Origin of the sequence: Streptomyces sp. NPDC091272, from assembly GCF_044757485.1 — a bacterium.
In the GTDB taxonomy this organism is placed as follows: domain Bacteria; phylum Actinomycetota; class Actinomycetes; order Streptomycetales; family Streptomycetaceae; genus Streptomyces.
Map to the genome: position 1 here is coordinate 13224 of NZ_JBIVVC010000011.1, position 24874 is coordinate 38097.

Here is a 24874-nt window from a genome sequence, read left to right on the forward strand (position 1 = left end):
GTGGCCAGCGTCCGCCGACGGCAGGGCGGCCACCAGGGATGTTCTTCGTATGGGCACATAAGCTGGGTTTATGAGTGATGAGTCGCCGGTGCCCGTGCCGGGTTTCGAGCCGCCGGTCCCCGGACGTGAGCCGTCGCCGGCCGTGGTCGTTCAGCTGTCCCAGCGGGTTCCCGAGCTGGCGGCGCTGGAACTGCTCCTCGCCGTCGCCCGGCTCGGGAGCCTGGGGCGGGCCGCCCGCGAGCGGGGCATCTCGCAGCCCGCGGCGAGCGGCCGGATCCGGTCGATGGAGCGGCAGCTGGGGGTGACGCTGGTGGAGCGGTCGCCCCGGGGGTCGCGGCTGACGGCCGCGGGCGCGCTCGTGACGGACTGGGCGGGGCGGATCGTCGAGGCGGCGGAGGCGTTCGACGCGGGGGCGCGGGCGCTGCGCGGACAGCGGGACTCCCGGCTGCGGGTGGCGGCGAGCATGACCATCGCGGAGTACCTGCTGCCCGGCTGGCTGGTCGCGTTGCAGGCCGGGCGGCCGGACACGGCCGTGTCGCTGCTGGCGGGCAACTCCGCCGCCGTGGCGCGGCAGTTGCTGGAGGGAGCGGCGGACCTGGGGTTCGTGGAGGGGCTCACGGTGCCGGAAGGGCTCGACGGCGTGGTGATCGGGCACGACCGGCTGGTCGTGGTGGCGGCGCCGGGCCACCCGTGGGCGCGGCGCGGGCGAAGGGGACGGCCGCTGGCGGCCTCGGAGCTGGCCGGCACGTCGCTGATCCTGCGGGAGGAGGGGTCGGGGACCCGCCAGGTGCTGGACGCGGCGCTGGCACCGTTCGGCGGGCTGGCGGAGCCACTGCTCGAACTGTCCTCGACGACCGCGGTGAAGGCGGCGGCGGTGAGCGGGGCGGGGCCCAGTGTGCTGAGCGAGCTGGCGGTGGGGGAGGAGCTGGCCTCGCGGCGGCTGGTGGAGGTCGAGGTGACGGGCGTGGAACTCTCCAGGGACCTACGCGCGGTCTGGCCGACGGGACCGGGCCCGGCCGGCCCGGGAAGGGACCTGCTGGCGCTGACGAGGAGGGGGTAGGGGGGAAGGGCGGGAGGGACGGAGCGCAGGGTGAGGCGGGTCGTGCGACGCCGGATCACGGGGCGGGCGGGTGAGGCGGGTCGTGTGACGCCGGATCACGGGACGGGCGGGGTGAGGCGGGTCGTGTGATGCCGGATCACGGGACGGGCGGGGTGAGGCGGGTCGTGCGACGCCGATCACGGGGCGGGCGGGTGAGGCGGGTCGTGCGACGCCGGAACACGCGGCGGAGTCGGGCGTCCGGCGGTCGTGCCCGGACTCGGCCGCCGGTTGAGTGCGTTGGTCGCGGCGGTACGGCCGGCGCTCGGGGACGGTCGGCGGGTGCTCAGGTTCCGGACGGGCCGGAGGGGACGCCCAGGGCGTCCAGGCGCTCCTCGTGGCCTGCCAGCCTTCGGGTGAAATCCGTGTACTCCCGCTGAGCGCGGGCCGCCCACGCGACCTCCGCGAGTGCGCACAGCCGGGGGAAGGCGAGGTACTCGCCGTGCTCCGGTGTCGACCAGTGCTCGCTCCAGAGCTGTCCCTGTGTGCCCAGTACGCGGTTCTTGGCCTCGGGTTCCCAGGACTGCGGCGCGGGTTCGAACTCGTACACGTCCCGGAGAGTGACGATCACCCCCGGGTTGGCCGCCGGTTCCGACGGCGCGTCGGACTGTGCGTAGTCCAGGTACGTCGACCGGTGCGGCGCCATGATCACGTCCTGGCCGGCCCGTGCGGAGAGCAGCCCGTGCTCGGCGTCCAGCCAGCTCACCGACGTGAAGTGCGGGCCGAGGTCGGCCCCGTTCGACGTCCAGCCGATCGGCCGGCGCCCGTGGGAGACGAGGAAGTCGGCGATCTGGTCCAGGAACCAGCCGTGCAGGGCCTCGGGGCCGGGCAGGCCCAGCTCGGCGGCGCGTTCCCTGGCGTAGGGGGAGGCGGACCACTCGCCCGTCGGGCACTCGTCCCCGCCGACATGGACGTAACGCGACGGGAAGATCTCCATGACCTCCGCCAGGACCGCCCGGCAGAAGGCCAGCGCCTCTTCCTGCACGCCGAAGACCGTCTCGCAGACCCCCCATCGGGTCCACACCTCCAGCTCCCGGCCCGGATCGTTCCCGAGTTCCGGGTATGCGGCGAGTGCGGCCCGCGCGTGCCCCGGCATCTCGACCTCCGGGACGACCGTCACGCCCCGTTCGGACGCGTACGCCACCAGGGAGACCAACTCCTCGCGGGTGTACGAGCCGCCGTGCGGCGTCCCGTCGCCCAGGGTCTCCGTGCGCCGGCCGCCCACTTCCGTGAGCCGCGGGTAGCCGGGTACCGGCAGGCGCCAGCCCTGGTCGTCCGTGAGGTGCAGGTGCAGCACGTTCAGCTTGTGGAAGGCGAGCAGGTCGACGAAGCGGCGCAGGAAGGAGACCGGCTGGAAGTGGCGGGCCACGTCCAGCATCGCCCCGCGCCACGCGAACCGCGGCACGTCCGTGATCTGCACGCAGGGGAGCGTCCACCGGACGCCGGGCGTGGGGAAGGAGAGCAGTGCCTCAGGGGGCAGGAGCTGGCGCAGGGACTGGATGCCGCGGAAGAGTCCTTCGGGCCGGGCCGCGCGCAGTATCACCGCGTCCGGGCCGACCGTCAGTCCGTAACCCTCGTCGCCGAGCCCGCTCAGCGCGCGGTCCACGACGAGGACGACACGGCCGTCGCGCGCGGCGGGCAGCGGCAGTCCGGTCGCCGGCGCGAGCAGGGTGCGCAGCAGCGCGGCGGCGGACTCCGCGCCGGGGCCGACCCGTAGGGCCGTGCCGGGGTGGAGGACGAACTCGCCCTGGCTGCGGGAGAACTGGCTCGGCCGGGGGATCAGATTCAACCCCGGTGCGGTACGAGGTGCGGGCATGGCAGGTGTGGGATCCCTTGCTGAGATGGGCGGTTGGCTGCGTGTGTAGGGGGCTGGGGGGGGAGGGGCTTAGGCACGCGGGTCGGCGGGAGGGACGGAGGCACGCGGGTCGGCGGGAGGTCGGGGGCTGCACCGGGAAGAGGCGCCGGGTTGCGGGGTCAGCCCTTGACCGCGCCGCCTGTCATTCCCGCGGCGACCCTGCCCTGCAGCACCAGGAACAGCACCAGCACGGGCAGCGCGAAGAGCGTGGAGGCGGCCATGGTGGCGCCCCAGTCGGTGCCGAAGACGTTGGAGAAGGAGGACAGCCAGACCGGGAGCGAGCGGTCGTCCTGGCTCTTGATGATCAGCATGTTGGCGTAGGCGAACTCGTTCCACGCGGTGATCGTGCCGAACAGCGAGGTGGCGAGCAGCCCGGGGGCCAGCAGCGGGAAGGTGATGCGGCGGAAGGCGCCCGCCCTGGTGCAGCCGTCCACCTGCGCCGCCTCCTCCAGCTCCACCGGGATGCCGACCAGGAAGCTGCGCAGGGTCACGATGGTGAAGGGGAGATTGACCATGAAGTAGATCAGGGTCAGCATCGGCAGTCTGTCGAGCATGTCGGTGTCCCGCGCGATGATGTACATCGGGATCAACAGCGATCCCCACGGCGCCACTTGGGCCATGAAGACCAGCAGGTAGAAGCCCCGCCGCCCGCGCCAGCGCAACCGGGCAACCGCGAAGGCCGCGGCCAGGCCGACCAGCAACGCCATCAGCACACTGCTGAACGTCAGGAACAGGCTGTTGCGCCAGAACATCCAGAAGCCGTCCGCCGCGATCGCCTTCGAGAAGTGGTCCAGCGTGAGGGAGGTCGGGACGAAGAGCGGGGTGTCCGCCTGGATGTCGTCCGTCGGCTTGAAGGCCGTCGTGATCATCCAGTAGACCGGGAACACGGACAGTACGAAGGTGAGCAGCGCCGCCAGGTTCAGCGGCAGCCGGCGCACCAGTCGCACGGGCTCCCGGGAGCGGGTGGCCCGAGGCGCGGACCGTGCGGCGACGGCAGTTCGGGTCAGGGCCCTCGCCGGAGCGGTGGTGGTCACAGCTGCGCCTCCTCCTTGAACATCTGGCGGGCGTACGCGACGAGCATCGCGATCAGGATCAGCACCGTGAGGGTGGACGCCGCGCCTGCCAGGTCGTACCGGTGCAGGGACTGCGCGATGCGGTACGCGTACACCGGCAGGGTGGTGGTGGAGCCGTCGGGGCCGCCCTTGCTGATCGCCCAGATCTGCGCGAAGCAGGTGAACGTCCAGATCACCTCCAGGCTGAGGACCAGGCCGAAGATCGGGCGGAGGATCGGTAGCGTGATCGACCGGAACATCCGGGTCCCGCTCGCCCCGTCCAGCCTGGCGGACTCGTAGAGCTCGGTGGGCACCGTGATCAGCGCGGAGTGGAGGGTGATCGCGGCGAAGGGCACCGACTGCCAGACGATCAGGACGACCAGGATGGCGAAGGTGGCCGGCCCGTTCGCGAACCAGGTGTAGTTCTCGTACGAGTCGAAACCCAGCTTGACCAGCACCCAGTTGACCACCCCGAAGCGGGAGGCGAACAGCCACTGGAAGACCGTCGTCGTCGCGATGACCGGGCTCGCCCACGCCAGCACGAGCCCGCTCATCACCAGGATCCGCATCACCTTGCGCAGCCGCTGGAGCATCAGCGCCACCAGGGTGGAGATCACCATGATCAGTACGACGTTGAGGGTGGTCCACCACAGGGTGCGCCAGACGACCGTCCAGAACTCCGTGTCGGCGAGGATCTTGCGGTAGTTCTCGAATCCGGCGAACTCGGCCTCGCCCCGGATGAGTTCGCCCATGCCGTAGCGCTGGACCGAGATCACCACGTTGCGCACCAGTGGGTAGAACAGCAGGTACGCGGCCCCGGCCACCGCCGGAGCGATCAGCAGGTAGGGCCAGAACCCGCGGGGCAGCGCACGGGGTGGCGGGCGGACCGGTGCGCCTGACGGGGACGGGCGCACGGCCCGGGGCGCCGTCCTCACTTGCGGAGCGTCTTGGTGATGCTCTCCGAGGCCTTCTTCGCCTCGGTGGCCGGGTCCTTGCCGGTGAGCACGGCGGTCATGTAGCCCTTGATCGGGTTGGTGGCCTCGACGGCCGCCCACTCTGGGGAGTTGGGGGTGGCCCGGCCGTTGGCGGCGGCGGCAGCCATGGCCTCCAGACCCTCGTTGCCGGTGAGCGCGTCGGCGAAGGACGTCTTGTTCGGGACGTAGCTCATGGTCTTCGCCATGTCCTTCTGCCACTTCTCACCGGTGAACGCCTTGATCACCTCGTACGCGGCGTCCTGGTGCCGCGACGCCTCAGGGATGATCAGGTCCGAGCCGCCGGTGAAGGAGGCACCGGGCTTGTCGGCGCTCGGGCCCGGGGCGGGGAAGTAGCCGAACTTGCCCTTGAGTCCGGGGTTGGCCTCCTCGACCAGCTTCACGTTGCCGGGGACGGCGATGTACTGGGAGACATCTCCCTTGGAGACGACGTCCGCGAGGTTCGGTTTGGCCTCGTCGGAGTCCTTGGGGCCCTTGCCGAGGGCCTGGAGCTCCTTGTAGAACTCCATGCCCGCGAGGGCCTCCGGGGTGTCGAGCGTCCCCTTGTAGCTCTCGCCCTCCTTGACGGCGAGGTCGCCGCCCTCGTCCCAGATGAAGCCGGCCAGCGTGTACCAGGTCTGTCCGGGCAGGTAAATGCCCTGGTTCCCACCCGAGTTGAGCTTCTTGGTGAGGGCCGTCCACTCCTCGCGGGTCTTCGGCGGGGCCTTGATGCCGGCCTTCGCGAAGTGGTCCTTGCGGTAGATCACCACCCGGTTGGCGGCGTACCAGGGGATGCCGAACTGCTTGCCGTCGATCCGCCCCGGTTCGGCGAGGCCCGGCAGCCAGTCCTCGCCCTTGAGGTCCGCCTTCTTCTCCGAGAGGTCCTTGACGCCGCCGCTGGACGCGTACTGGGCGACCTGGGTGTTGCCGACCTCGATCACATCGGGTGCGTCGTTGCTGGCCAGGGCCGCGGTGATCTTCTCGCCGATGCCGTCCCACTCCTGCACCTGGACATCCAGGGTGATGTTCTCGTGGGTGGCTGCGAAGTCCTTCTTGAAGCGGGCGACGTAGTCGTCGGTGACACTGTCCTTCATCATCCACATCGTGACCTTCTGCGGGCCGTCGGCGGACTTCGGGTCGTCGGATGACGAGCTGCACGCGGAGAGGGCGGCCGTCAGTCCGAGGACTGCGCAGCCTGCGACGAAGCGGATCTTCACAGAGGACACCTGAGGACACCTCGAAGGGGGATGTGACCAGTTGGCCAAGTGGTCAACTGGTATAGACGTGTCCAGAAGGTGGCATGCGCGAGAGCTGTCGTCAATACCCTTGGTGTGCAAGGGGTTTTACGAAAACCTGCGGGGGTTACGATGGCCTTACCAGTTAGCAGTGAGCTGACCAGTTGATCGAGTGACCAGATGGCCGACAGACCGGGAGCCGCCCCGCATGGAGATCCGCAACCAGGACGATCCGCCCGGTGCCGTACTCAAGCGGGAGTGGGTGCGCGAGCATCTGCTCGGTCTGATCGAGGTGCGCGCCGCCGGGGAGCCGATCCCCTCCGAGCGCGTCCTCAGCAACGAACTGGGCGTCTCCCGGCCCACGTTGCGTGCCGCGGTGGACGAACTGGTCGCCACCGGGCAGCTGGTGCGCGAGCACGGGCGGGGCACCTTCGTCGCACCGGCGAAGATCACCCAGGAGCTCGTGCTGGACGACGCCAGGTCCACCCGGTTCCACGCGCCGAGCGCCACCGGGGTGTGGACCAGTTCGGTGCTGGAGCTCGTCACCCGGCAGGCGGGCGCCCGCATCGGCCGCAAGCTGCGCATCTCGCCGGCCGCCGAACTGGTCTACATCGCCCGGCTCCAGCTGGTCGACGGCATGCCGATGGCCATCGAGCACCTGCACTTCCCGGCGGAACTGGTGCCCGACCTGACCCGCCAGGAACTGGAGGCAGGCGAGTTGTACGACCACCTCCGCGACCGCCACCAGGTGTACGTCCGCGAGGCCACCCAGTCCATCGAGCCGACCGTCGTCAACGAGGCGGAGGCCGCCGTCCTCGACGTGCCGGTGCTCTCCCCCGCCCTGCTCATCGAGCGTCTCACCACGGACATCTCGGGGCGCCCCATGGAGTACGTCCACTCCCTGTACCGCGGTGACCGTTACCGGATCATGTCCCGGCTGTCCTTCGGGGCGCGTTCCCCGTCAGCCGGCGCCGGGCCCGCGGCTGCCGCGCCGGCGGGCCCCGACGCACACCACCCGGGCATCCCGCCGGGCGACTTCGCGCACGACGGGATCATCACCTCCTCGACGACGGGGGACGTGCAGGGCGCACTCTGAACGGCCCGCCGTGTGAGCGGCTATGGCGTGACGCGCGCCGCATGCTTGTGCGTGCCGCGCGGGCCCGCGTTGCGCCGCGTGCTGTGCGTGTCCCGCCCCGCCGCCCCCCGTCGTGTTGTCGAACCGCCCGTTTGCCGTGCTGACTATCGGTTACCCGATGGCCATGACTGCACAGAACACGAACGCCAAGTCCACCGCCGCCGCGGCCAAGGCGACCGCGGCGAGCGCCACCGACCAGGCCAAGGACGCCGGCTCGAAGGCCAAGGACGCCGGCGGAACGGTGAAGGAAGCCACCGGCAAGGCGGGCGCCGCCGCTCAGACGGCGACGGCTGCCGGGCTCAAGGGCGTGCAGGCGGGCAAGCAGGCACTGGAGTCCGCGTCCGGCAAGGTCGTCTCCACGGCCACCACCGCCTGGACCCTGTTCCAGAACCGCAAGGCCGTCGTCGCCGGGGCGGGCGCGGGAGTGGTGGCCATCGGCGCCGTCTCCTACGCCGTCGGCCGCAAGGTCGAGCAGCACAGCCACGGACCCCTGACGAAGCTCCTCGCGGGCACGAAGCTCTGAGCCGGCGGCGCGACCGCGCGGACCCACGACGGGGCGCCGCGACCGATCCTGACAGACCGTCCCAGTGACGGTAGGTCAGGCGGTCGCGGCTGCCGCGATGTTACGGACCATTCCGCCGAACACCACTCCGTGGAACGGCGCCACGCTCCACCAGTACGCGTGCCCGGCCAGCCCGTGCGGATAGAACACCGCCCGCTGCCGGTAGACCGTACGGCCCTGCTCGTCCTGCTCCATGCGCAGCTCCAGCCAGGCGAGACCGGGCACCCGCATCTCGGCGCGCAGCCGCAGCAGCTTCCCCGGTTCGATCTCCTCGACCCGCCAGAAGTCCAGCGAGTCACCGACCCGCAGCCGTGACTTGTCCCGCCGCCCGCGCCGCAGCCCCACCCCGCCCACGAGCCGGTCCAGCCATCCCCGAACCGCCCAGGCCAGCGGGAACGAGTACCAGCCGTTCTCCCCGCCGATGCCCTCCACGACCCGCCACAGCTGCTCGGGCGAGGCGTCGACGACCATTTCCCGTACGTCCGTGTACAGGCTGCCGCCCGTCCAGTCCGGGTCGGTGGGCAGCGGATCGCTCGGCGTACCCGGCACCGAGGCGGACGACCAACGGGTGGTGACGTCGGCGTCCTGGACCCGGCGCAGCGCCAGCTCCACCGCGCGCTCGAAGCCGACCGGTCCGCCGGGCGGCCCGGGTACGTACCCGTCGATGTCGTGCTCCGTGCAGACCACCTCGTGCCGCAGCGACTCCGAGAGCGGCCTGGCGATCGAGGCCGGCACCGGTGTGACGAGCCCGACCCAGTGGCTGGAGAGCCGCGGGGTGAGCACCGGCACGGGCAGGATCAGCCGCCGCGGCAGGCCCGCCACCCGCGCGTAGCGCTGCATCATGTCGCGGTAGGTGAGGATGTCGGGCCCGCCGATGTCGAAGGTCCGGTTCACCTCGGGGGGCAGCTCCGCCGCCCCCACCAGCAGCCGCAGCACGTCGCGCACGGCGATCGGCTGGATCCGGGTCCGCACCCAGCTCGGCGTCACCATCAGCGGCAGCCGCTCGGTCAGGTGGCGCAGCATTTCGAAGGACGCCGAGCCGGAACCGATGATCACCGCGGCGCGCAGCACGGCCGTCGGCACCCCGGACGCCAGCAGGATCCGTCCGACCTCGGTGCGTGAGCGCAGGTGCGGGGACAGCTCGCGCTCGCTCACCCCCGAGGGGGTCAGCCCGCCGAGGTAGACGATCCTCCGCACTCCGGCCTTCCGGGCCTGCTCACCGAAGTTCTCGGCCGCCTCCCGGTCGGTCCTCTCGAAGCCCTTGCCGGTCCCCAGCGCGTGCACGAGGTAGTACGCGACGTCCACGTCCGCCATCGCCCGCGCCGTCGAATCCGGGTCCGTCACATCGCCCCGTACCGTCTCCACCTGCTCGGACCACGGGAAGTCCCGCAGCTTCGCGGGCGTGCGCGCCAGACAGCGCACCTCGTGCCCCGCGGCCAGCAGCTCGGGTACCAGCCGCCCGCCGATGTATCCGCTCGCCCCGGTCACCAGACACCGCACGCCATCGCCTCCATCTGTGCTCACCCCCCTACTGTGGGCCCCTCCCCCCAATTCGGAGCGGCGGGAGCGCCGGACGGGTGCGTCGGCGGAAAAACTCTTGCCCGACGGCGCGCCGACCCGCGCAAAAGGTCACCTCCGTGCTCGCCGCCAGCCCGCGACCCGCGTGCGTGGGCGGTGGGGCGCCCGCCTGGTCACCGCCCGCACCGCGGACCAGGTTCAGGGGTGCCTGACCGAGAACACGGGAGCGAACGCCGGGGCGGGGGCCGGCGGGGCGGCGGCCGACGGGGTGGTCGCCGGCGGGGTGGTGGCCGGGTGGGTGGTGGCCGCCGTCACCAGGGCCTGGGTCACCCGCAGGTCCTGGCCCATCTCCGGATGCCACTGGACGCCCAGTACCCAGGCGGGGCCCGGGAGCTCGATCGCCTCCACGGTGCCGTCTGCCGCGTGGGCGGACACCACCAGGCCCTCGCCCAGCCGGTCCACGGCCTGGTGGTGGTAGGCGGGTACGTCGGTGGGGCCCGGCACGAGCGCCGCGTAGCGGGTGCCGGGCACCGGCGTCACCGGATGCTCCCCGAAGACGCCGACCGTCCGGGCGTGTCCTTCGAGGTGCTGGACGAGGGTGCCGCCGAGCGCCACGTTCAGCAGCTGCATCCCCCGGCAGACCCCCAACAGCGGGGTGCCGCCGTCCAGCGCCGCCCGGATCAGGGCCAGCTCCCAGGTGTCCCGCGCCACGGCCGGAGGCCCGGTGCGGGGGTCGCGCGGCGCCCCGTAGAGGCCGGGCTCCACGTCGGGCCCGCCCGCCACCAGCACGGCGTCGACGCGGGCCACCACCTCCGCCGCGTACGCGGGGTCGTCGGGCGGCAGCAGGACCGCAGCGCCGCCCGACGCCTGGACGAGCTGCGCGTAACCCGCCGGGAGCAGCGCGGCGGGGAGCTCCCAGACGCCCCACTTCACGGACTGCTCCAGATACGTGCTGATACCGATGAGGGGCTTGCGTGGCACCGCCGGATCCTCCAACTGATCTGTTGCGTGGGCTACTTGCGTTCGAGTTCGGCCTCCGCCGCGGCGAGCGCCGCGAACTCCTCCTCCGGGGCCGACGCGACCAGCCGGTGCCGGGAGTAGAACGCGAAGTACGCGAGTGCGACACCGTAGACGACCAGTGCGGTGAACGCGGCGGTCGTGTCCACCAGGAACGTCGCCACCAGGGCGAACAGCGCCAGCACGAAGGCCGTCGACGAGGTGACGACGCCGCCCGGGGTGCGGTAGGGGCGAGGCAGCTCGGGTTCGCGGCGGCGCAGGACGATGTGCGACAGGGCCATCAGGGCGTACGAGATCGTCGCGCCGAACACCGCGATGTTCAGCATCCTGGCGCCGTTGCCCGTCGACGCGGCGAGCGCGAACCCGATCGCGCCGGGGATCAGCAGGCCCAGGTACGGCGCCTTGCGGCGGCTGGTGAGGGACAGGAAGCGAGGCAGGTACCCGGCCCTGGACAGTGCGAAGAGCTGGCGGGAGCCCGCGTAGATGAGCGAGAAGAAGGAGGCGACGAGTCCGGCCAGGCCCGCGTAGTTGACGAACCGGCTCAGCCCGGTCGCGGCGCCGTCGCCCTGGAGTGCCACCACCAGCGGATTGCCCGCGTCCTGCACGGCGGCCGAACCGCGCGCCCCGGTCGCGGCGAAGAACGTCAGCAGGGCCAGCAGGATCAGGACGGCCATCGAGATCGACAGGGCGCGCGGCATCGAGCGCACCGGGTCCTTCGCCTCCTCGGCGGCCAGCGGCACGCCCTCCACACCCAGGAAGAACCACATGCCGAACGGGAACGCCGACCAGATGCCGATCAGCCCGAACGGCAGCCAGGAGTTCGCGCCGAACGCGCCCTGCTCCACCGGGATGTCGTTGAGGTGGTCGGCGCTGAACTCGGTGAACGCGCCCACCGCGAAGATCAGCAGCGCGGCCACCGCGATCGCGGTGACGACCAGGCTGAAGCGCAGCGCCTCCCCGACGCCCCACAGGTGGATGCCTATGAAAATCACGAAGCAGGCGAGATAGACCGGCCAGCCCGAGGTGAGCCCGAAGAGGTTCAGTGACTCGACGTAGTCGCCGATGAAGATGGAGATGGCGGCGGGCGCGAGGATGTACTCGATCAGGATCGCCGTACCGGTGAGGAACCCGCCCCAGGTGCCCAGCGCCCGGCGGGCGAAGCCGTAGCCGCCGCCGGCGGTGGGCAGGATGGCGGACAGTTCGGCGAGGGCGAAGACCAGGCAGGCGTACATCACGCCCATCAGGAGGGTGGCGATGGCGAGCCCGCCGAAGCCGCCCTTGGCGAGGCCCACGTTCCAGCCCGAGAAGTCGCCCGACACGACATAGGCGACGCCGAGCCCGGTGAGCAGCAACCAGCCCGCGCTGCCGCGCCGCAGGGCGCGCCGCCTGAGGTAGTCGGCGCCCTCGGGTCCCGGCGCACCCGGCGTACCCTGCGTGCCCGTAGCTCCCACCGGCTCCTGCCCGTCCGCCGGACCCGCCGTCCCAGGCGTCCCTTCCGGGTTCGTCGGACCTGTGCGATTCTCCGTGGCCATGGGCCGCTCCCGCCGTTGCCTGGCAATGGTGTGGGTCCACACCATTGCGGCCGGGGCGGCGGGTACGCAACCCCCGTGCGATGACAGGTGGGTTACGTGGTCCGACGTGGTGGTGCGTTACGCCAGGAACCCCCGCAACAGGGCGGCCGTTCCCGAGCAGTGGCCCCGCATCACCTCGCGCGCGGCCTGCGCCTCCCCGGCCAGCACGGCCTCCACCAGGGCGGTGTGCTGCCGCTGCGAGTGCTCCAGGTTGCGCACCAACAGGGGGATGCAGTCGAGGAGTTCGTTCACCTCGGCGCGCACGGCCGCGTACTGGGCGGCCAGCCTTGGCGAGCCGGACAGCTCGGCCAGGGTCAGATGGAGCAGGGTGTCCTGCCGCCGGTAGTCGGCGAGCGGCGCGTCATGGGTGGCGGACAGCGCGGCCCGCAGCCGGTCCGCGTCCGCGCCGGTCAGGTGCCGCTCGGCGCAGAGCCCGGCCGCGCCCGCCTCCAGCACCTCACGGAAGCGCAGCGCGTCCTCCACGTCCAACGTGCGCACCCTGCGGCGCAGTTCCGCGCCGCCCGGCGTCGGGGGCCGACGGCACACGAACGTCCCCCCGTACCGCCCCCGTCTGCTCTCCACCAGGCCCTGTTCCTGGAGCACCTTCAGCACCTCGCGCAGGGTGACCCGGCTTATCCGCAGCCGGTCGGCCAACTCTCGCTCGGGGGGCAGCCGTTCGCCTGCGGACACGAGTTCGAGGCGCAGTACCCGCAGCACCTGTTCCAGGGCCTCCTCGAAACCGTTGCCCGCCCGCACCGGGCGCAGCACCGACGTCAGCCTGTCGATCTCCGTACCGTCCGACACGCGCCCGAACCCCCTTCCCAATCAATGGTCTTGAGTCATACCTTAGGGCTCCTGCCGGCTTTCGGGAGACCCGGCGCCGACCTGTCCCAAGGCTGACTCAAGGAGGTACATCCCGTGGCAGTACAGCCAGGTGTGGCAGAGCGCACGCCCCCGCTCGCGCTCGACGAACTGCGCGAGCTGGTCGCGAGCGGGGAGATCGACACCGTCGTACTGGCCTTCCCCGACATGCAGGGGCGCCTGACGGGCAAGCGGTTCGCCGCCCCGTTCTTCCTCGACGACGTACTGGAGAACGGCGCGGAGGGCTGCAACTACCTCCTCGCGGTCGACGTCGACCTCAACACCGTCGACGGCTACGCCATGTCGTCCTGGGACAGCGGTTACGGCGACTTCGCCATGCGCCCCGACCTCGCCACCCTGCGCCGGGTGCCCTGGAACGAGGGCACCGTCCTGCTGATGGCCGACCTGCTGTGGCACGACGGCTCACCCGTGGTGGCCGCCCCCCGCCAGATACTCCGCCGCCAGCTGGAGCGCCTGGCCGAGCTCGGGCTCACCGCCCACGCCGGCACCGAGCTCGAATTCATCGTCTTCAAGGACACCTACGAGCAGGCCTGGGACGCCGACTACCGCGACCTGACGCCCGTCAACCAGTACAACGTCGACTACTCCATCCTCGGCACCGGGCGCGTCGAGCCGCTGCTGCGCCGCATCCGCAACGAGATGGCCGCCGCGGGCCTGACCGTGGAGTCCGCCAAGGGCGAGTGCAACCCGGGCCAGCACGAGATCGCCTTCAAGTACGACGAGGCCCTCACCACCTGCGACCAGCACGCCCTCTACAAGAACGGCGCCAAGGAGATCGCCGCCCAGGAGGGCGTCTCGCTCACCTTCATGGCGAAGTACAACGAGCGTGAGGGCAACTCCTGCCACATCCATCTCTCGTTGCGCGACGCCGGCAACCGCAGTGTCATGGCGGGCGACGACGCCGAGGGCATGTCGCAGCTGATGCGGCACTTCCTCGCCGGACAGCTCGCGGCGCTGCGCGACTTCTCCCTCCTCTACGCCCCCAACATCAACTCCTACAAACGCTTCCAGCCCGGCTCGTTCGCCCCGACCGCGGTGGCCTGGGGGCACGACAACCGCACCTGCTCGCTGCGTGTCGTCGGCCACGGGCCCTCGATGCGCTTCGAGAACCGCCTCCCGGGCGGCGACGTCAACCCCTACCTCGCCGTCGCGGGCCTGATCGCGGCCGGTCTGCACGGCGTCGAGCACAAACTCGAACTGCCCGAACCTTGCACGGGGAACGCGTACACCGCCGACTACGAGCACGTCCCCACCACGCTGCGGGAGGCGGCGCGGCTGTGGGCCGCCAGCCCCGTCGCGCAGGCCGCGTTCGGTGACGAGGTGGTGGCGCACTACGCCAACATGGCGCGCGTCGAACTGGACGCGTTCGACGCGGCGGTCACGGACTGGGAGCTCCGCCGGTCCTTCGAACGGATGTGACTCTCCGCGCGGGTGCGGCGCGGCTGACCGCGCAACTCTCGCGGCTGACCCCGCAACCCTCGCGGCCGACCGCGCAGCCCCCGCGGCCGACCCCGCAACCCTCGCGGCCGACCCCGCAGGCCCCCGCGGCCGACCCCGCAGCCCCCGCGGCCGACCCCGCAGGCCCCCGCGGCCGACCCCGCAGCCCCCGCGGCTGACGGCGCAGCTCCCCGTATCTCGCCGCGGCTGAACGTGCAGTTCGCGCCGCCCCTGAAAGCCTGCCCCGGCCCCGCCACAGTAAGGAACCAGCCCCCTTGCAGATCCTGAACCCCGCCACCGAAGAACTCGTCGCCACCGTCCCCGCCGCGACCCCCGCCGACGTCGACGCGGCAGTGGTGCGGGCCGTGGCCGCCCAGCGCGCCTGGGCCGCCGCCGCCCCCGCGGACCGCGCCCGCCACCTCCGCCGCTTCGCCGCCACCGTGGACGAGCACATCGAGGAACTCGCCCTGCTGGAGGTACGGGAAGCAGGCCACACCCTCGGCAACGCCCGCTGGGAGGCGGGCAACGTCCGCGACCTCCTCGACTACTGCGCCGGGGGAGCGGAGCGCCTCAACGGCCGCCAGATCCCCGTCCCCGGCGGCCTCGACGTGACGATCCTCGAACCGCTGGGCGTCGTCGGAGTCATCGCCCCGTGGAACTTCCCCATGCCGATCGCCGCCTGGGCGACGGCCCCCGCGCTGGCCGCCGGCAACGCGGTGCTCCTCAAGCCCGCCGAGACCACCCCGCTCACGGCCCTTCGGCTCGCCGAACTCGCCCTGGAATCAGGACTTCCCGAGCACCTCTTCCAGGTACTGCCCGGCGAGGGGCCCGTCGCGGGCAACGCACTCGTCGAACACCCCGACGTCGCCAAGATCGTCTTCACCGGCTCCACCCGGGTCGGCAAACAGATCATGGCCAAGTGCGCTGACCGCGTGAAACGCGTGACCCTCGAACTCGGCGGCAAGAGCCCCAACATCGTCTTCGCGGACGCCGACCTCGAAGCGGCCGTCGCGGCCACCCCGATGTCCTTCCTGGACAACTCAGGACAGGACTGCTGCGCCCGCACCCGCATCCTCGTCGAGCGCACCGTCCACGACCGCTTCCTCGCCCTCCTCACCCCCGCCGTCGAGTCCGTCGTCGTCGGCGACCCCGCGGACGAGAAGACCCAGATGGGCCCGCTGATCTCCAAGGCGCAGCTCGACAGGGTGCGTTCGTACGTCCCCGAAGACGCGCAGGCGATCCGCGGGAGCGCCCCCGAGGGCCCCGGCTTCTGGTTCCCGCCGACCGTCCTCACCGGTCTCGCGCCCGACGCGCCCGCCGCCGTCGAGGAGATCTTCGGCCCCGTAGCCGTGGTGCTCCCCTTCGACGACGAGGCCGACGCGATCCGCCTCGCCAACGCCACCGAGTACGGCCTCGCCGGCTCCGTCTGGACCCGGGACGTGGGCCGTGCGCTGCGTGTCGCGCAGGCCGTCCGCGCGGGGAACCTGGCCGTCAACTCCCACAGCAGCGTGCGCTACTGGACCCCCTTCGGCGGTTACCGTCAGTCCGGCCTGGGCCGCGAGCTGGGCCCCGACGCCCTCACCGCATTCACCGAGACCAAGAACGTCTTCATCAGCACGGAGGCCTGATCCACATGACCACCGAAGAGATCGTCTGCCGACGCCTGGTCGGCCGTACCGCCGTCATCACCGGCGCGGGCAGCGGAATCGGCCTCGCCACCGCCCGCCGCCTGGCCTCCGAGGGAGCGAACGTCGTCTGCGGCGACATCGACGAGTTCGCGGGCAAGGCCGCCGCCGCCATGGTGGGCGGCACCTTCGTCAAGGTCGACGTCACCGACGCCGAACAGGTCGACGCGCTCTTCCGGGCCGCGTACGACACCTACGGCAGCGTCGACATCGCCTTCAACAACGCGGGCATCAGCCCGCCCGACGACGACTCGATCCTCACCACCGGGCTCGACGCCTGGAAGCGGGTCCAGGACGTCAACCTCACCTCCGTCTACCTCTGCTGCAAGGCCGCCCTCCCCTACATGCAGCGCCAGGGCCGCGGCTCGATCATCAACACCGCGTCCTTCGTGGCCGTCATGGGCGCCGCGACCTCCCAGATCTCGTACACCGCCTCCAAGGGCGGCGTCCTCGCCATGTCGCGCGAGCTGGGCGTGCAGTTCGCCCGCGAGGGAATCCGGGTCAACGCGCTCTGCCCGGGGCCGGTCAACACCCCGCTGCTCCAGGAGCTGTTCGCCTCCGACCCGGAGCGGGCGGCCCGCCGCCTCGTGCACATCCCGCTCGGCCGGTTCGCCGAGGCGACCGAGATCGCGGCGGCCGTGGCCTTCCTCGCCAGCGACGACTCGTCCTTCGTCAACGCGACGGACTTCCTGGTGGACGGCGGCATCTCCGGCGCGTACGTCACCCCGCTCTAGTCCCGGCCCGGGAGCAGCCGGCGGACGGGCGGCCGGTCCGGCGCGCCCGCCCTCTAAGGTGAGCCGCATGAGCATGACGACCCCGCCCGGCTGGTACCAGGACCCCAGCGCCCCCACCCAGGAGCGCTGGTGGGACGGCAACGCCTGGAGCACCCGAACCCGCGCGCCGGGCGGCCCCCAGCAGCCCCCGGCCCCCGCGACCCCGCAGCCCGGCCCGCCGCAACAGGGGTACGGCTACCCGGCCGCCGCCCCGCCGCAGGGGTACGGGTATCCGGGCGCCGCCCCGCAGGGGTACGGGCAACCGGGCGCTGCCCCGCAACCGCCGCAGGGGTACGGGCACCCGGGCGCTGCCCCGCAGCCGCCGCAGGGGTACGGGCACCCGGCCGCCGACCCGCAGCAGCCGCCGGGATTCGGGCGCCCGGGCGCCGTTCCGCAGCAGTACGGCGCCCCGCAGCCCCCGCGGGCGGCGCCCGCCCAGGGCGGCTCGGGAGGCGGCGGTCTCAGCAGGGGCGCGCTGATCGCGGTCGGCACCGCGGGAGTCGTCCTGGTCGCCGCGATCGTCACCGGCGTGGTCGTGCTCGGGCAGGGCGACGACACCGAGCCCCCTCAGGCGGCGCCCACTTCGGCCACCCAGGTACCGGGCGGCGGCGACAACCTGCCCACCCCGCCGCCCGTCTCGCCGTCCGCCCCGGCGGCCGGGGGCGACGCGGCCACCCTCCCCGACCAGCTCAACGGCATCACGCTGCCGATCCTCGACGGCTGGGAGAAGCCCGAGTACGGCGGTGACCGCGAGGCCGCCACCATGCAGACCACCGAGTTCTACGACTGCCCCGCCGACGGCGGCTACTGCCACCACGGCACGGTCACCTCCCGTACCGCGCCCGCCGACCAGAGCACCGCGGAGGCCGTCGCGAAGGCCGACATCACCAAGGCCGCCGACCTCGCCTACGGCCGGGACACCCTCGGCCGGCAGAAGTACGGCGGGCTGAAGTCCCACACCGTGGTCAAGTCGCAGGCCGTGACGGTCGCCGGCAAGCAGGGCTACCTGGTCCGCTGGAAGGTCGTCACGGGCAAGGGCGCGGGCGGCCACGTCCAGTCCCTGGCCTTCCCCAGCAGCCTGGGCCCCGGGTCGATCGTCCTGGTCCGCTTCCAGTTCGACGCGGGCCCCGGCGGCCCACCGGTCGACGGCATGGACCGGATCACCCAGGGCATCCGCAGCATGTCCTGACCCCGCACCGGGACACGCGAGCCGGCGATGTCCCGACGGGGGGCCCTTCACCACGGAACTAGATGTCCCGACGGCAGGCCCTTCACCACGGAACTAGAGGAAGGTGTGGCCCTCGCCCCGGTACGTAGGGGCGGTGTCCATCACCCGGTCGCCCTCGATCAGCTGCAACCGGTCGAACCGCTCGCACAGTTCACCCGCCTTGGCGTGCCGGAACCACACCTTGTCGCCGATCAGGAGATCGTCCGCCGCCGCTCCGAGCAACGGCGTCTGCACCTCGCCGGCCCCCTCCTGGGCGTCGTAGCGCAACCCCTCGGGCAGGTACGGCACGGGGGAGCGGTCGGGGCCCGCGACCCCCGACGCCGGATAGCCGCCCCCGAGCACCGTCACGACGCCGACCCCCGGCCGCCGTACGACGGGCATGGCGAAGAGGGCGGCCGGACGCCCGGTGAACGAACGGTAGTTGTCGAACAGCCGCGGCACATAGAGCCCCGACCCGGCCGCCACCTCGGTCACGGCGTCCTCCGCGACGGTGCTCTCGACGCTGCCGGTCCCGCCGCCGTTCACGAACTCCAGGCCCGGTACGACCGACCTGACCGCGCGGACGACGGCCGCCCGCCGCACCGCCAGCTCCCGGCGCGCCACGCCCTGCATCGCCCGCACCGTCCGAGACCGCACTGGCCGGCCCGCGACGCTGTCGCCGACCCCTGCCACATGGCCCTCGTACGCCATGATCCCGACCAGCCGGAAGCCGGACCGCCGGTCGATCGACCGGGCCAGCTCGGCGAGTTGCGCGGGCTCGCGCAGCGGCGAGCGCAGCGCGCCGATCCTGATCCGCCCGCCGAGCATCCGCAGCGAGGTGTCCAGCTCCAGGCAGACCCGGATCTCCTCCGTGCCGCCGTCCCGCGCCCGCTCGATCAGCTCCAGCTGCGCGGGGTCGTCCACCATCACGGTCACCGCGGCGGCCAGCTTCGGATCGGCGGCCAGCTCCGCGTAGGCGGCGCGGTCGGCGGACGGGTAGGCGAGCAGCACGTCGTCGAAACCGGAGCGGGCCAGCCACAACGACTCGGCCAGGGTGTAGGACATCACCCCTTCGAACCCGTCCTTCGCCAGTACGCGCTCCAGCAGCGCCCGGCACCGCACCGACTTGCTCGCCACCCGTACGGGCTTGCCGCCGGCCCGGCGCACCAGGTCCGCCGCGTTGTCGTCGAACGCCTCCAGGTCGACCACGGCCAGCGGGCCGTCGAGGTGTGCGGTCGCCCGGTCGTAGCGGGCGCGGTCGTCGGCTCGGGGAGCAGTGCGGGCAACTGCACGAGGAGTCACTCGGGAAGTCATGGGCGCAGCTTGCCAGAGTGGATTACCGCCCGGTAGGTCCTGACGGTCACCCAGATGGAACAAGTCGTACGATCTCGCGACCGGGCTGCCCGCCGGGGCGCCGGGCCCCGGCAGGGGCTGAAGGGGAAGGGGATGATCCGGGCAGATCCGCCCCGTGCCGCACATCGGTTCCCGTCGCGGCCCGGCGAGCCCGTAGAGTGACAAAATCCCGCCGACGGCCCGGGTGACGGGGCTGCCGCGGGGCAGCAGCCGGGAGTAGGACAGCAGACGGATCTGGGGGCCGGGATGACCACCGAACCACACCGCCCCGGTGTCCCTCCCCGACCGCCCTTCCCGCCGTTCGCCCCCGCCCAGGGGTACCCGTCAGCACCCGTGGCAGCGCCCGGACCTGGGCCCGCGGCAGGGGCCTCCGGGAGCGGGGCATCCGTCGCATCCGGGGCCGGGTCGGCACCCATGGCCTCCGGACCCGGACTTGCACCCACGGCCCCGGGGCCCGGACCGGGACTTGCTCCCATGGCCGCCGGACCTGGGCCCGGTCCCGAACACGGACTTGCACCGACGGCCGCCGGATCCGGGCCCGGACCCACATACATGGCCGCCGGTTCGGGATCCGGGCCCGCGCCCGTGGCCGCCCGGCCGGGGTCAGCTCCCACGGCCCGGACGACGGGCGCGCCGCACCCGAGCACCTCGACGAGCACGGCCCCCGCGGGCGACCGGCTCCCGGGCGCCTCGTACCCGTACCCGGGCTCCGCGCCCACCGGGGGCACACCGTATCCGGGCTCCGCGCCCACCGCGGGTGCCCCGTGTCCGGGCCGGGCCGCCTCCGTCCCGCTTCCTCCCGAAGCTCCTCGGCGGCGGCCGGTCGGGGCCGTCGACCTGACGCCCCGGGCGGACGGCGCCCGGCCCGCCCACTTCGCACCGCCGCAGCACTACGCCCGCGACGAGACACCCGCCGAGACGACCACCCGGCTCCGTCCCGTCACCGGCCGCAGCCGTGCCCGTATCGCCGTCGTGGCCGCCTGCCTCGTCGTCGGTGCCGGGCTCATCAGCGGTGCGGCCGCCGGGAGTTGGCTCGCCGGGGACGACACGCGGACGCCCACCGCGAGCAGCCGGTTCGGCGAAGGCCGCACCGCTTGGCGCAGCATCCCCGTCGACACCCTCTTCCCCCGCACCCTCAAGGGCTCCGGCGCGGGTCCCGGCGGTGCCGACCGTGCCTGGACCCGGGTCGCCGTCGCCCCCGACGGCGACTGCGCGAACGCCCTGGACCCGCTCCTGCTCAAGGCCCTCGGACCCGTCGGCTGCGCACGTCTGCTGCGCGCCACCTACACCGATGCCACCACCAGCAGCGTCACCACCGTCGGCATGGTCTTCACCCAGGCGGACGAGACCGCGACGAACGCCCTGCGCGCACGCTTCACCCGCGAAAGGCTCGCCGAGCGCACCGATCTGATGCCGCGGACGTATCCGGTGCCCGGTACGGTCGCCGCCTCGTTCGGCGACAGACAGCGTGCCAGCTGGGCGATCAGCGTCCTCAAGGACGTGCCCGTCGTCGTCTACGCGGTCTCCGGCTTCGCCGACGGCCGCGCCGTCACCGACCCCCAGCCCGCCGTGCCCGCCACCGCCGCAGGCGCCACCACCGCCCCCGCCGAGTCAGGTCTCGCGCACGAGGCCAAGGGCATCGCGGACCGTGTCGAGCGCGGGCTGCGCACCACCGTCAACTCGGCCACGGAGCAACCCGGATGAGCACCCGACGACCGAGCACCCCACGACCCGGGGCCCGACGGTCAGGCCCCCCGCGCCGCACGACGACCGCGGCGGCGGCCTCCGCGCTCTCCGCGGCGCTGCTCGCGGTGCTGCCGGCCCCCGTCGCGTACGCGGACACCATCCGGGACAAGCAGTGGGGACTCGCGGCGCTGCACACGCAGGAGGCCTGGCGCACCACCAAGGGCGCCGGCATGACGGTCGCCGTGCTCGACACCGGGGTCGACGACCAGCACCCCGACCTGCGGGGCAACGTGCTCAAGGGCCACGACCTCGTCGGCTTCGGGGCAAGGAGCGGTGACCGCGCGTGGGCCAGGCACGGCACCGCGATGGCGTCCATCATCGCGGGCCACGGTCACGGCCCCGGACGCGGCGAGGGCGTGCTCGGCATCGCCCCCGAGGCGAAGATCCTGCCCATCAGAGTGATCCTCGAAGGCGGCGACCCGGCCCGCGACAAGGCGCGCGAGTCCCGCGGCAACGCCCTCGCCAAGGGCATCCGACGGGCAGTCGACGAGGGCGCCGACGTGATCAACCTGTCGCTGGGCGACGACAGCGAGTCCGCGCACCCGGAGGCGGAGGAGGACGCGGCCGTCCAGTACGCGCTGGGCAAGGGCGCCGTCGTCGTCGCCTCCGCGGGCAACGGCGGTGAGAAGGGCGACCACATCTCCTACCCGGCCGCCTACCCCGGCGTGATCGCGGTGACGGCGGTCAACGAGGCCGGTACGCACGCCTCCTTCTCGACCCGGCGCTGGTACGCGACCGTGGCCGCACCGGGCGACGACGTCGTGATCGCGGACCCGGACCACAGCTACTACGAGGGATGGGGCACCAGCGCGGCGGCGGCCTTCGTGTCGGGGGCGGTGGCACTGGTGCGGGCCGCGCACCCGGACCTGCCGCCGGCCGAGATCAAGCGGCTGCTGGCGAGGACCGCGAGGGACGCGCCGCAGGGCGGCAGGGACGACTCCCGCGGCCACGGAATGGTCGACCCGGCGGCGGCCATCGCGGCGGGCGGACGCGGCACGACGGTGCGGTCGACGGCGGCGGGCTACCCGAAGAAGTACTTCGGCGCGGGCCCGGAGACACCGGATGAAGGACCGGTGGGCCCCGGGGTGTGGGCGCTGGTGGCCGGGGCGCTGGGGGTACTGGTGCTGGGGGCAGGAGTGACGGTGTGGCGCAGGGGCCACCCCCACTGACGGGCCGGGGAGCCGGTCGGCCGCGCACCCCACGGACCCCCGACCGTAGGGCGCGGTCAGCCACGGACCCCACCGCAGGACTGCCCCGACCGCAGGGCGCGGTCGGCCACGCACATCACGGACCCGCCGACCACGGGGCGGCCGGTCGCGTACCCCGGTCCCAGGACCCGGTCAGCCCCCCACCCCCGCCCCCCACCGACCCAACACCCCGCCCCCGATCCACCGCCCACCGCGCCCGATACCCTCGACACCGTGCAGCTCAAGAACATCCCTGACCCCGGATTCTCCGAGGACGACGGCGCAGCGGCTCCCGCCCTCGCCGCCGCCCTTGCCGCCTGGGCGGACGGTCCCCAGGACGACGCGGCCCACCAGCGCGTTCTCGACGCGCTTCCCGACGCCCGGTTGCTCGTACCCGTCGTCGCCGTGCTCGGAGAGGTCGAGACCGATCCTGAGACCGGGCTGAAGCGGGAGAAGACCAGCGACATGGCCGTGCCGACACTGCGCGCCGGGGACCGCAAGGCTCTGCCCGCGTTCACGTCCGTCGAGGCCCTCGCCCGCTGGGACCCCGCCGCCCGCCCCGTCGCCGTACCCCTGCACCAGGCGCTCCAGGCCGCCGCCCACGAGCAGGCCGACACCGTGCTGCTCGACCTGGCGGGGCCGGTCTCCTTCCAGCTGACCGGGCCCGCCCTGCGCGCGCTCGCCGAGGGCCGCACCAGTGCACGCCCGCTCGACGACCCCGCGGTCGTCGCGGCCGTCCGCGCGCTGGTCGAGGCCGAGCCTGGGGTGTCCCGTGCCCACCTCGGGCCGGGCGAGGCCGACGGCACCCTCGCGCTCGTCCTCGCCCCGGACGCCGTGCCCGCCGACACCGCCCGCCGGGTCGCGCAGGCACTCGCCGCCGACGAGGTGCTCAGGGCCCGCCTCGTACGAGGACTCGACCTGGCGCTGCTGCCGCCAGGCAGCACACCTCCGGGGGAGCCCCTGCTCGTGCGCTGACGGGCACGAACCCGGAGACCGGCAGACAATGCGAAGACAGTCCACGATCTTCGCGAGGTGTGTCATGGACAGACGGACACTGGTCGCCGAATTCCTCGGGACACTGCTGCTGGTCTTCTTCGCCGTCGGCGCCGCCGTCCTGGCGGGCGACTACATCGGGGCCCTCGGAATCGCCCTCGCCTTCGGGTTCACCCTGCTCGCCCTGGCGTACGCGCTCGGCCCGATCTCCGGCTGCCACGTCAATCCGGCGGTCACCCTGGGGCTGCTGACCGCCGGACGGATCAACTCCCGTACGGCCGTGGGGTACTGGGTGGCCCAGTTCCTCGGCGGTATCGCCGGGGCGGCGTTGCTGTTCCTGCTGGCCAAGCAGGTGCCGGGGCTGCGGACCAGCGAGGCCTTCGGCTCCAACGGATTCGGGGACCGGTCCGCCGTGCACCTCAACACCGGGGGCGCGTTCCTCGCCGAGGTGGTGCTCACGTTCCTGCTGGTGTTCGTGGTGCTGGCGGTGACGCACAAGGTGGCCGTGCTCGGCTTCGACGGGCTGCCGATCGGACTCGCCCTCGCGGTCATCCATCTGGTGGGCATCCCGCTCACCGGAACGTCCGTCAACCCGGCCCGCAGCCTCGGCCCGGCCCTCTTCGCCGGCGGAGCGGCGCTCTCCCAGCTGTGGCTGTTCATCGTCGCCCCGCTGGTCGGCGGAGTGCTCGCGGCGCTCGCGCACCGGCTTACGCACCCCGTCGACGGCCAGCGCGTCCACGCGGACGAGGCGGTCTCCCTTTAGAGGTGCAGAGCCGCCAGGAGCAGAGCCTCCAGGGGCAGAGCCCCCGGCCCACACCTGGGGCGGGGCCGGGCGGCGCGCGGCCTCAGCCGTAGACGGGGCCCGTGAACTTCTCGCCCGGCCCCTGGCCCGGCTCGTCCGGCACGACGGAGGCTTCGCGGAAGGCGAGCTGGAGGGACTTCAGGCCGTCCCGCAGGGGGGCGGCGTGGAAGGAGCTGATCTCCGTGGCGCTGGCCGTGATCAGGCCGGCCAGTGCCTGGATGAGCTTGCGGGCCTCGTCCAGGTCCTTCTGCTCCTCGCCGCCCTCGGCGAGCCCGAGGTTCACGGCGGCGGCGCTCATCAGGTGCACGGCGACCGTGGTGATCACCTCGACGGCGGGGACGTCCGCGATGTCGCGGGTCATGTCGTCGAAGGCGGGATTGTTGTCGTCTGTGCTGGTCGCGTCGCTCATGCCGTCCACGATAGGTCCCCGGCACCGGGCGCCTGCACACCGGACCGGCGGACCCCCGCACCGAGCCCGCCGCCCCCGCCGCCCGCGCCGGTTAGCCCCCGCACCGGCGCCCTGGTAGGCTGGTCGAGCGACCGGCCGGACACATCTGTGCCCGGCCCACAAGTGGAGGCTCCTTTACTCCCACCTGACCGTCCCCCGGGACGGCGGGTCACCGGTCAGAAGACGGTCCCCATCGTTCCGTACGGACGATGGAGCTGTCCGATGTGTGCGCCCCGCGGTTTCAGACGCGGCGGTGCTCCGGTATTTCCAGGAGCCCTGCCTGTGTCCCGTTCCGGGGCATTTTTTATGCGCCTCAGCGGTTGGTCCGAAGAAATAAGACGTTACGTGG

At 72.7% G+C, this 24874-nt stretch carries 21 protein-coding genes; 11 read left to right on the forward strand and 10 right to left on the reverse strand.

Going from position 1 to position 24874, the window contains the following annotated elements:
- Window positions 1–70: 70 nt before the first annotated feature.
- Window positions 71–1060, forward strand: coding sequence for a LysR family transcriptional regulator (locus ACIQM4_RS26410; RefSeq protein ID WP_401596302.1), 990 nt, complete (start codon window positions 71–73; stop codon window positions 1058–1060).
- Window positions 1061–1382: 322 nt separating this feature from the next.
- Here ACIQM4_RS26410 and ACIQM4_RS26415 read toward each other — a convergent pair whose 3' ends face one another.
- From ACIQM4_RS26415 to ACIQM4_RS26430, 4 genes are all read right to left on the reverse strand, one after another.
- On the reverse strand, window positions 1383–2912 hold the full coding sequence (locus ACIQM4_RS26415) for a beta-N-acetylhexosaminidase (protein ID WP_401596305.1): 1530 nt from the start codon (window positions 2910–2912) through the stop codon (window positions 1383–1385).
- A 158-nt stretch (window positions 2913–3070) separates the two neighbouring features.
- Complete coding sequence (locus ACIQM4_RS26420) at window positions 3071–3985, reverse strand: carbohydrate ABC transporter permease (RefSeq protein ID WP_401596308.1); 915 nt, start codon at window positions 3983–3985, stop codon at window positions 3071–3073.
- The gene (locus ACIQM4_RS26425) at window positions 3982–4938 is read right to left on the reverse strand and encodes a carbohydrate ABC transporter permease (protein ID WP_401596310.1); all 957 of its coding nucleotides are present in this window, start codon (window positions 4936–4938) and stop codon (window positions 3982–3984) included. Before ACIQM4_RS26425 ends, ACIQM4_RS26420 begins: the two co-directional genes overlap by 4 nt.
- Window positions 4935–6191 (reverse strand): extracellular solute-binding protein, encoded by a 1257-nt coding sequence (locus tag ACIQM4_RS26430; protein ID WP_401596850.1) that lies wholly within the window; start codon window positions 6189–6191, stop codon window positions 4935–4937. Before ACIQM4_RS26430 ends, ACIQM4_RS26425 begins: the two co-directional genes overlap by 4 nt.
- Window positions 6192–6417: 226 nt before the next feature.
- On the opposite strand from ACIQM4_RS26430, the gene ACIQM4_RS26435 reads away from it, so the two are divergent.
- Window positions 6418–7305 (forward strand): GntR family transcriptional regulator, encoded by an 888-nt coding sequence (locus tag ACIQM4_RS26435; protein ID WP_401596313.1) that lies wholly within the window; start codon window positions 6418–6420, stop codon window positions 7303–7305.
- A 163-nt stretch (window positions 7306–7468) separates the two neighbouring features.
- Window positions 7469–7867 carry a hypothetical protein gene (locus ACIQM4_RS26440; protein WP_401596315.1) on the forward strand — a complete coding sequence of 133 codons (399 nt, stop codon included), beginning with the start codon at window positions 7469–7471 and terminating at the stop codon, window positions 7865–7867.
- Between the two features lie 75 nt (window positions 7868–7942).
- Here ACIQM4_RS26440 and ACIQM4_RS26445 read toward each other — a convergent pair whose 3' ends face one another.
- From ACIQM4_RS26445 to ACIQM4_RS26460, 4 genes are all read right to left on the reverse strand, one after another.
- Window positions 7943–9430 (reverse strand): SDR family oxidoreductase, encoded by a 1488-nt coding sequence (locus tag ACIQM4_RS26445; protein ID WP_401596317.1) that lies wholly within the window; start codon window positions 9428–9430, stop codon window positions 7943–7945.
- 192 nt (window positions 9431–9622) lie between these two features.
- A complete protein-coding gene (locus ACIQM4_RS26450; RefSeq protein ID WP_401596320.1) occupies window positions 9623–10405 on the reverse strand; it encodes a gamma-glutamyl-gamma-aminobutyrate hydrolase family protein in 783 nt (260 codons plus the stop codon).
- Between the two features lie 32 nt (window positions 10406–10437).
- Window positions 10438–11973: an ethanolamine permease gene (gene eat, locus ACIQM4_RS26455; RefSeq protein ID WP_401596323.1), complete on the reverse strand. Its 1536-nt coding sequence runs from the start codon at window positions 11971–11973 to the stop codon at window positions 10438–10440.
- Between the two features lie 117 nt (window positions 11974–12090).
- The gene (locus ACIQM4_RS26460) at window positions 12091–12816 is read right to left on the reverse strand and encodes a FadR/GntR family transcriptional regulator (RefSeq protein ID WP_401596325.1); all 726 of its coding nucleotides are present in this window, start codon (window positions 12814–12816) and stop codon (window positions 12091–12093) included.
- A 132-nt stretch (window positions 12817–12948) separates the two neighbouring features.
- Here ACIQM4_RS26460 and ACIQM4_RS26465 point away from each other — a divergent pair, with 132 nt between their 5' ends.
- From ACIQM4_RS26465 to ACIQM4_RS26480, 4 genes are all read left to right on the forward strand, one after another.
- Window positions 12949–14313, forward strand: a complete 1365-nt coding sequence (locus ACIQM4_RS26465) for a glutamine synthetase family protein (protein ID WP_401596853.1) — start codon at window positions 12949–12951, stop codon at window positions 14311–14313.
- Window positions 14314–14606: 293 nt separating this feature from the next.
- Window positions 14607–15959, forward strand: coding sequence for an aldehyde dehydrogenase family protein (locus ACIQM4_RS26470; RefSeq protein WP_401596328.1), 1353 nt, complete (start codon window positions 14607–14609; stop codon window positions 15957–15959).
- A 5-nt stretch (window positions 15960–15964) separates the two neighbouring features.
- A complete protein-coding gene (locus ACIQM4_RS26475; protein WP_401596331.1) occupies window positions 15965–16750 on the forward strand; it encodes a 3-oxoacyl-ACP reductase in 786 nt (261 codons plus the stop codon).
- A gap of 67 nt (window positions 16751–16817) precedes the next feature.
- Window positions 16818–17978 (forward strand): DUF2510 domain-containing protein, encoded by a 1161-nt coding sequence (locus tag ACIQM4_RS26480; RefSeq protein ID WP_401596334.1) that lies wholly within the window; start codon window positions 16818–16820, stop codon window positions 17976–17978.
- A 93-nt stretch (window positions 17979–18071) separates the two neighbouring features.
- Here the strand turns inward: ACIQM4_RS26480 and ACIQM4_RS26485 are convergent, their stop codons facing one another.
- On the reverse strand, window positions 18072–19310 hold the full coding sequence (locus tag ACIQM4_RS26485; RefSeq protein ID WP_401596337.1) for an amino acid deaminase/aldolase: 1239 nt from the start codon (window positions 19308–19310) through the stop codon (window positions 18072–18074).
- 876 nt (window positions 19311–20186) lie between these two features.
- Between ACIQM4_RS26485 and ACIQM4_RS26490 the strand changes: the two genes are divergently transcribed.
- The 4 genes from ACIQM4_RS26490 to ACIQM4_RS26505 all read left to right on the forward strand — a co-directional run bounded on the left by ACIQM4_RS26490 (window position 20187) and on the right by ACIQM4_RS26505 (window position 24038).
- Window positions 20187–21053, forward strand: coding sequence for a hypothetical protein (locus ACIQM4_RS26490; protein WP_401596856.1), 867 nt, complete (start codon window positions 20187–20189; stop codon window positions 21051–21053).
- The gene (gene mycP / locus ACIQM4_RS26495; RefSeq protein ID WP_401596340.1) at window positions 21050–22264 is read left to right on the forward strand and encodes a type VII secretion-associated serine protease mycosin; all 1215 of its coding nucleotides are present in this window, start codon (window positions 21050–21052) and stop codon (window positions 22262–22264) included. The genes ACIQM4_RS26490 and mycP overlap by 4 nt, the downstream gene beginning before the upstream one ends.
- Before the next feature lie 252 nt (window positions 22265–22516).
- A complete protein-coding gene (locus tag ACIQM4_RS26500) occupies window positions 22517–23257 on the forward strand; it encodes an SseB family protein (RefSeq protein WP_401596343.1) in 741 nt (246 codons plus the stop codon).
- 64 nt (window positions 23258–23321) lie between these two features.
- Window positions 23322–24038 carry an MIP family channel protein gene (locus ACIQM4_RS26505; protein ID WP_401596345.1) on the forward strand — a complete coding sequence of 239 codons (717 nt, stop codon included), beginning with the start codon at window positions 23322–23324 and terminating at the stop codon, window positions 24036–24038.
- An 82-nt stretch (window positions 24039–24120) separates the two neighbouring features.
- On the opposite strand, the gene ACIQM4_RS26510 is transcribed toward ACIQM4_RS26505, so the two are convergent.
- Entirely contained in the window at window positions 24121–24486 is a 366-nt protein-coding gene (locus tag ACIQM4_RS26510) for a DUF1844 domain-containing protein (protein ID WP_401596348.1), read from the reverse strand.
- Window positions 24487–24874: the final 388 nt, after the last annotated feature.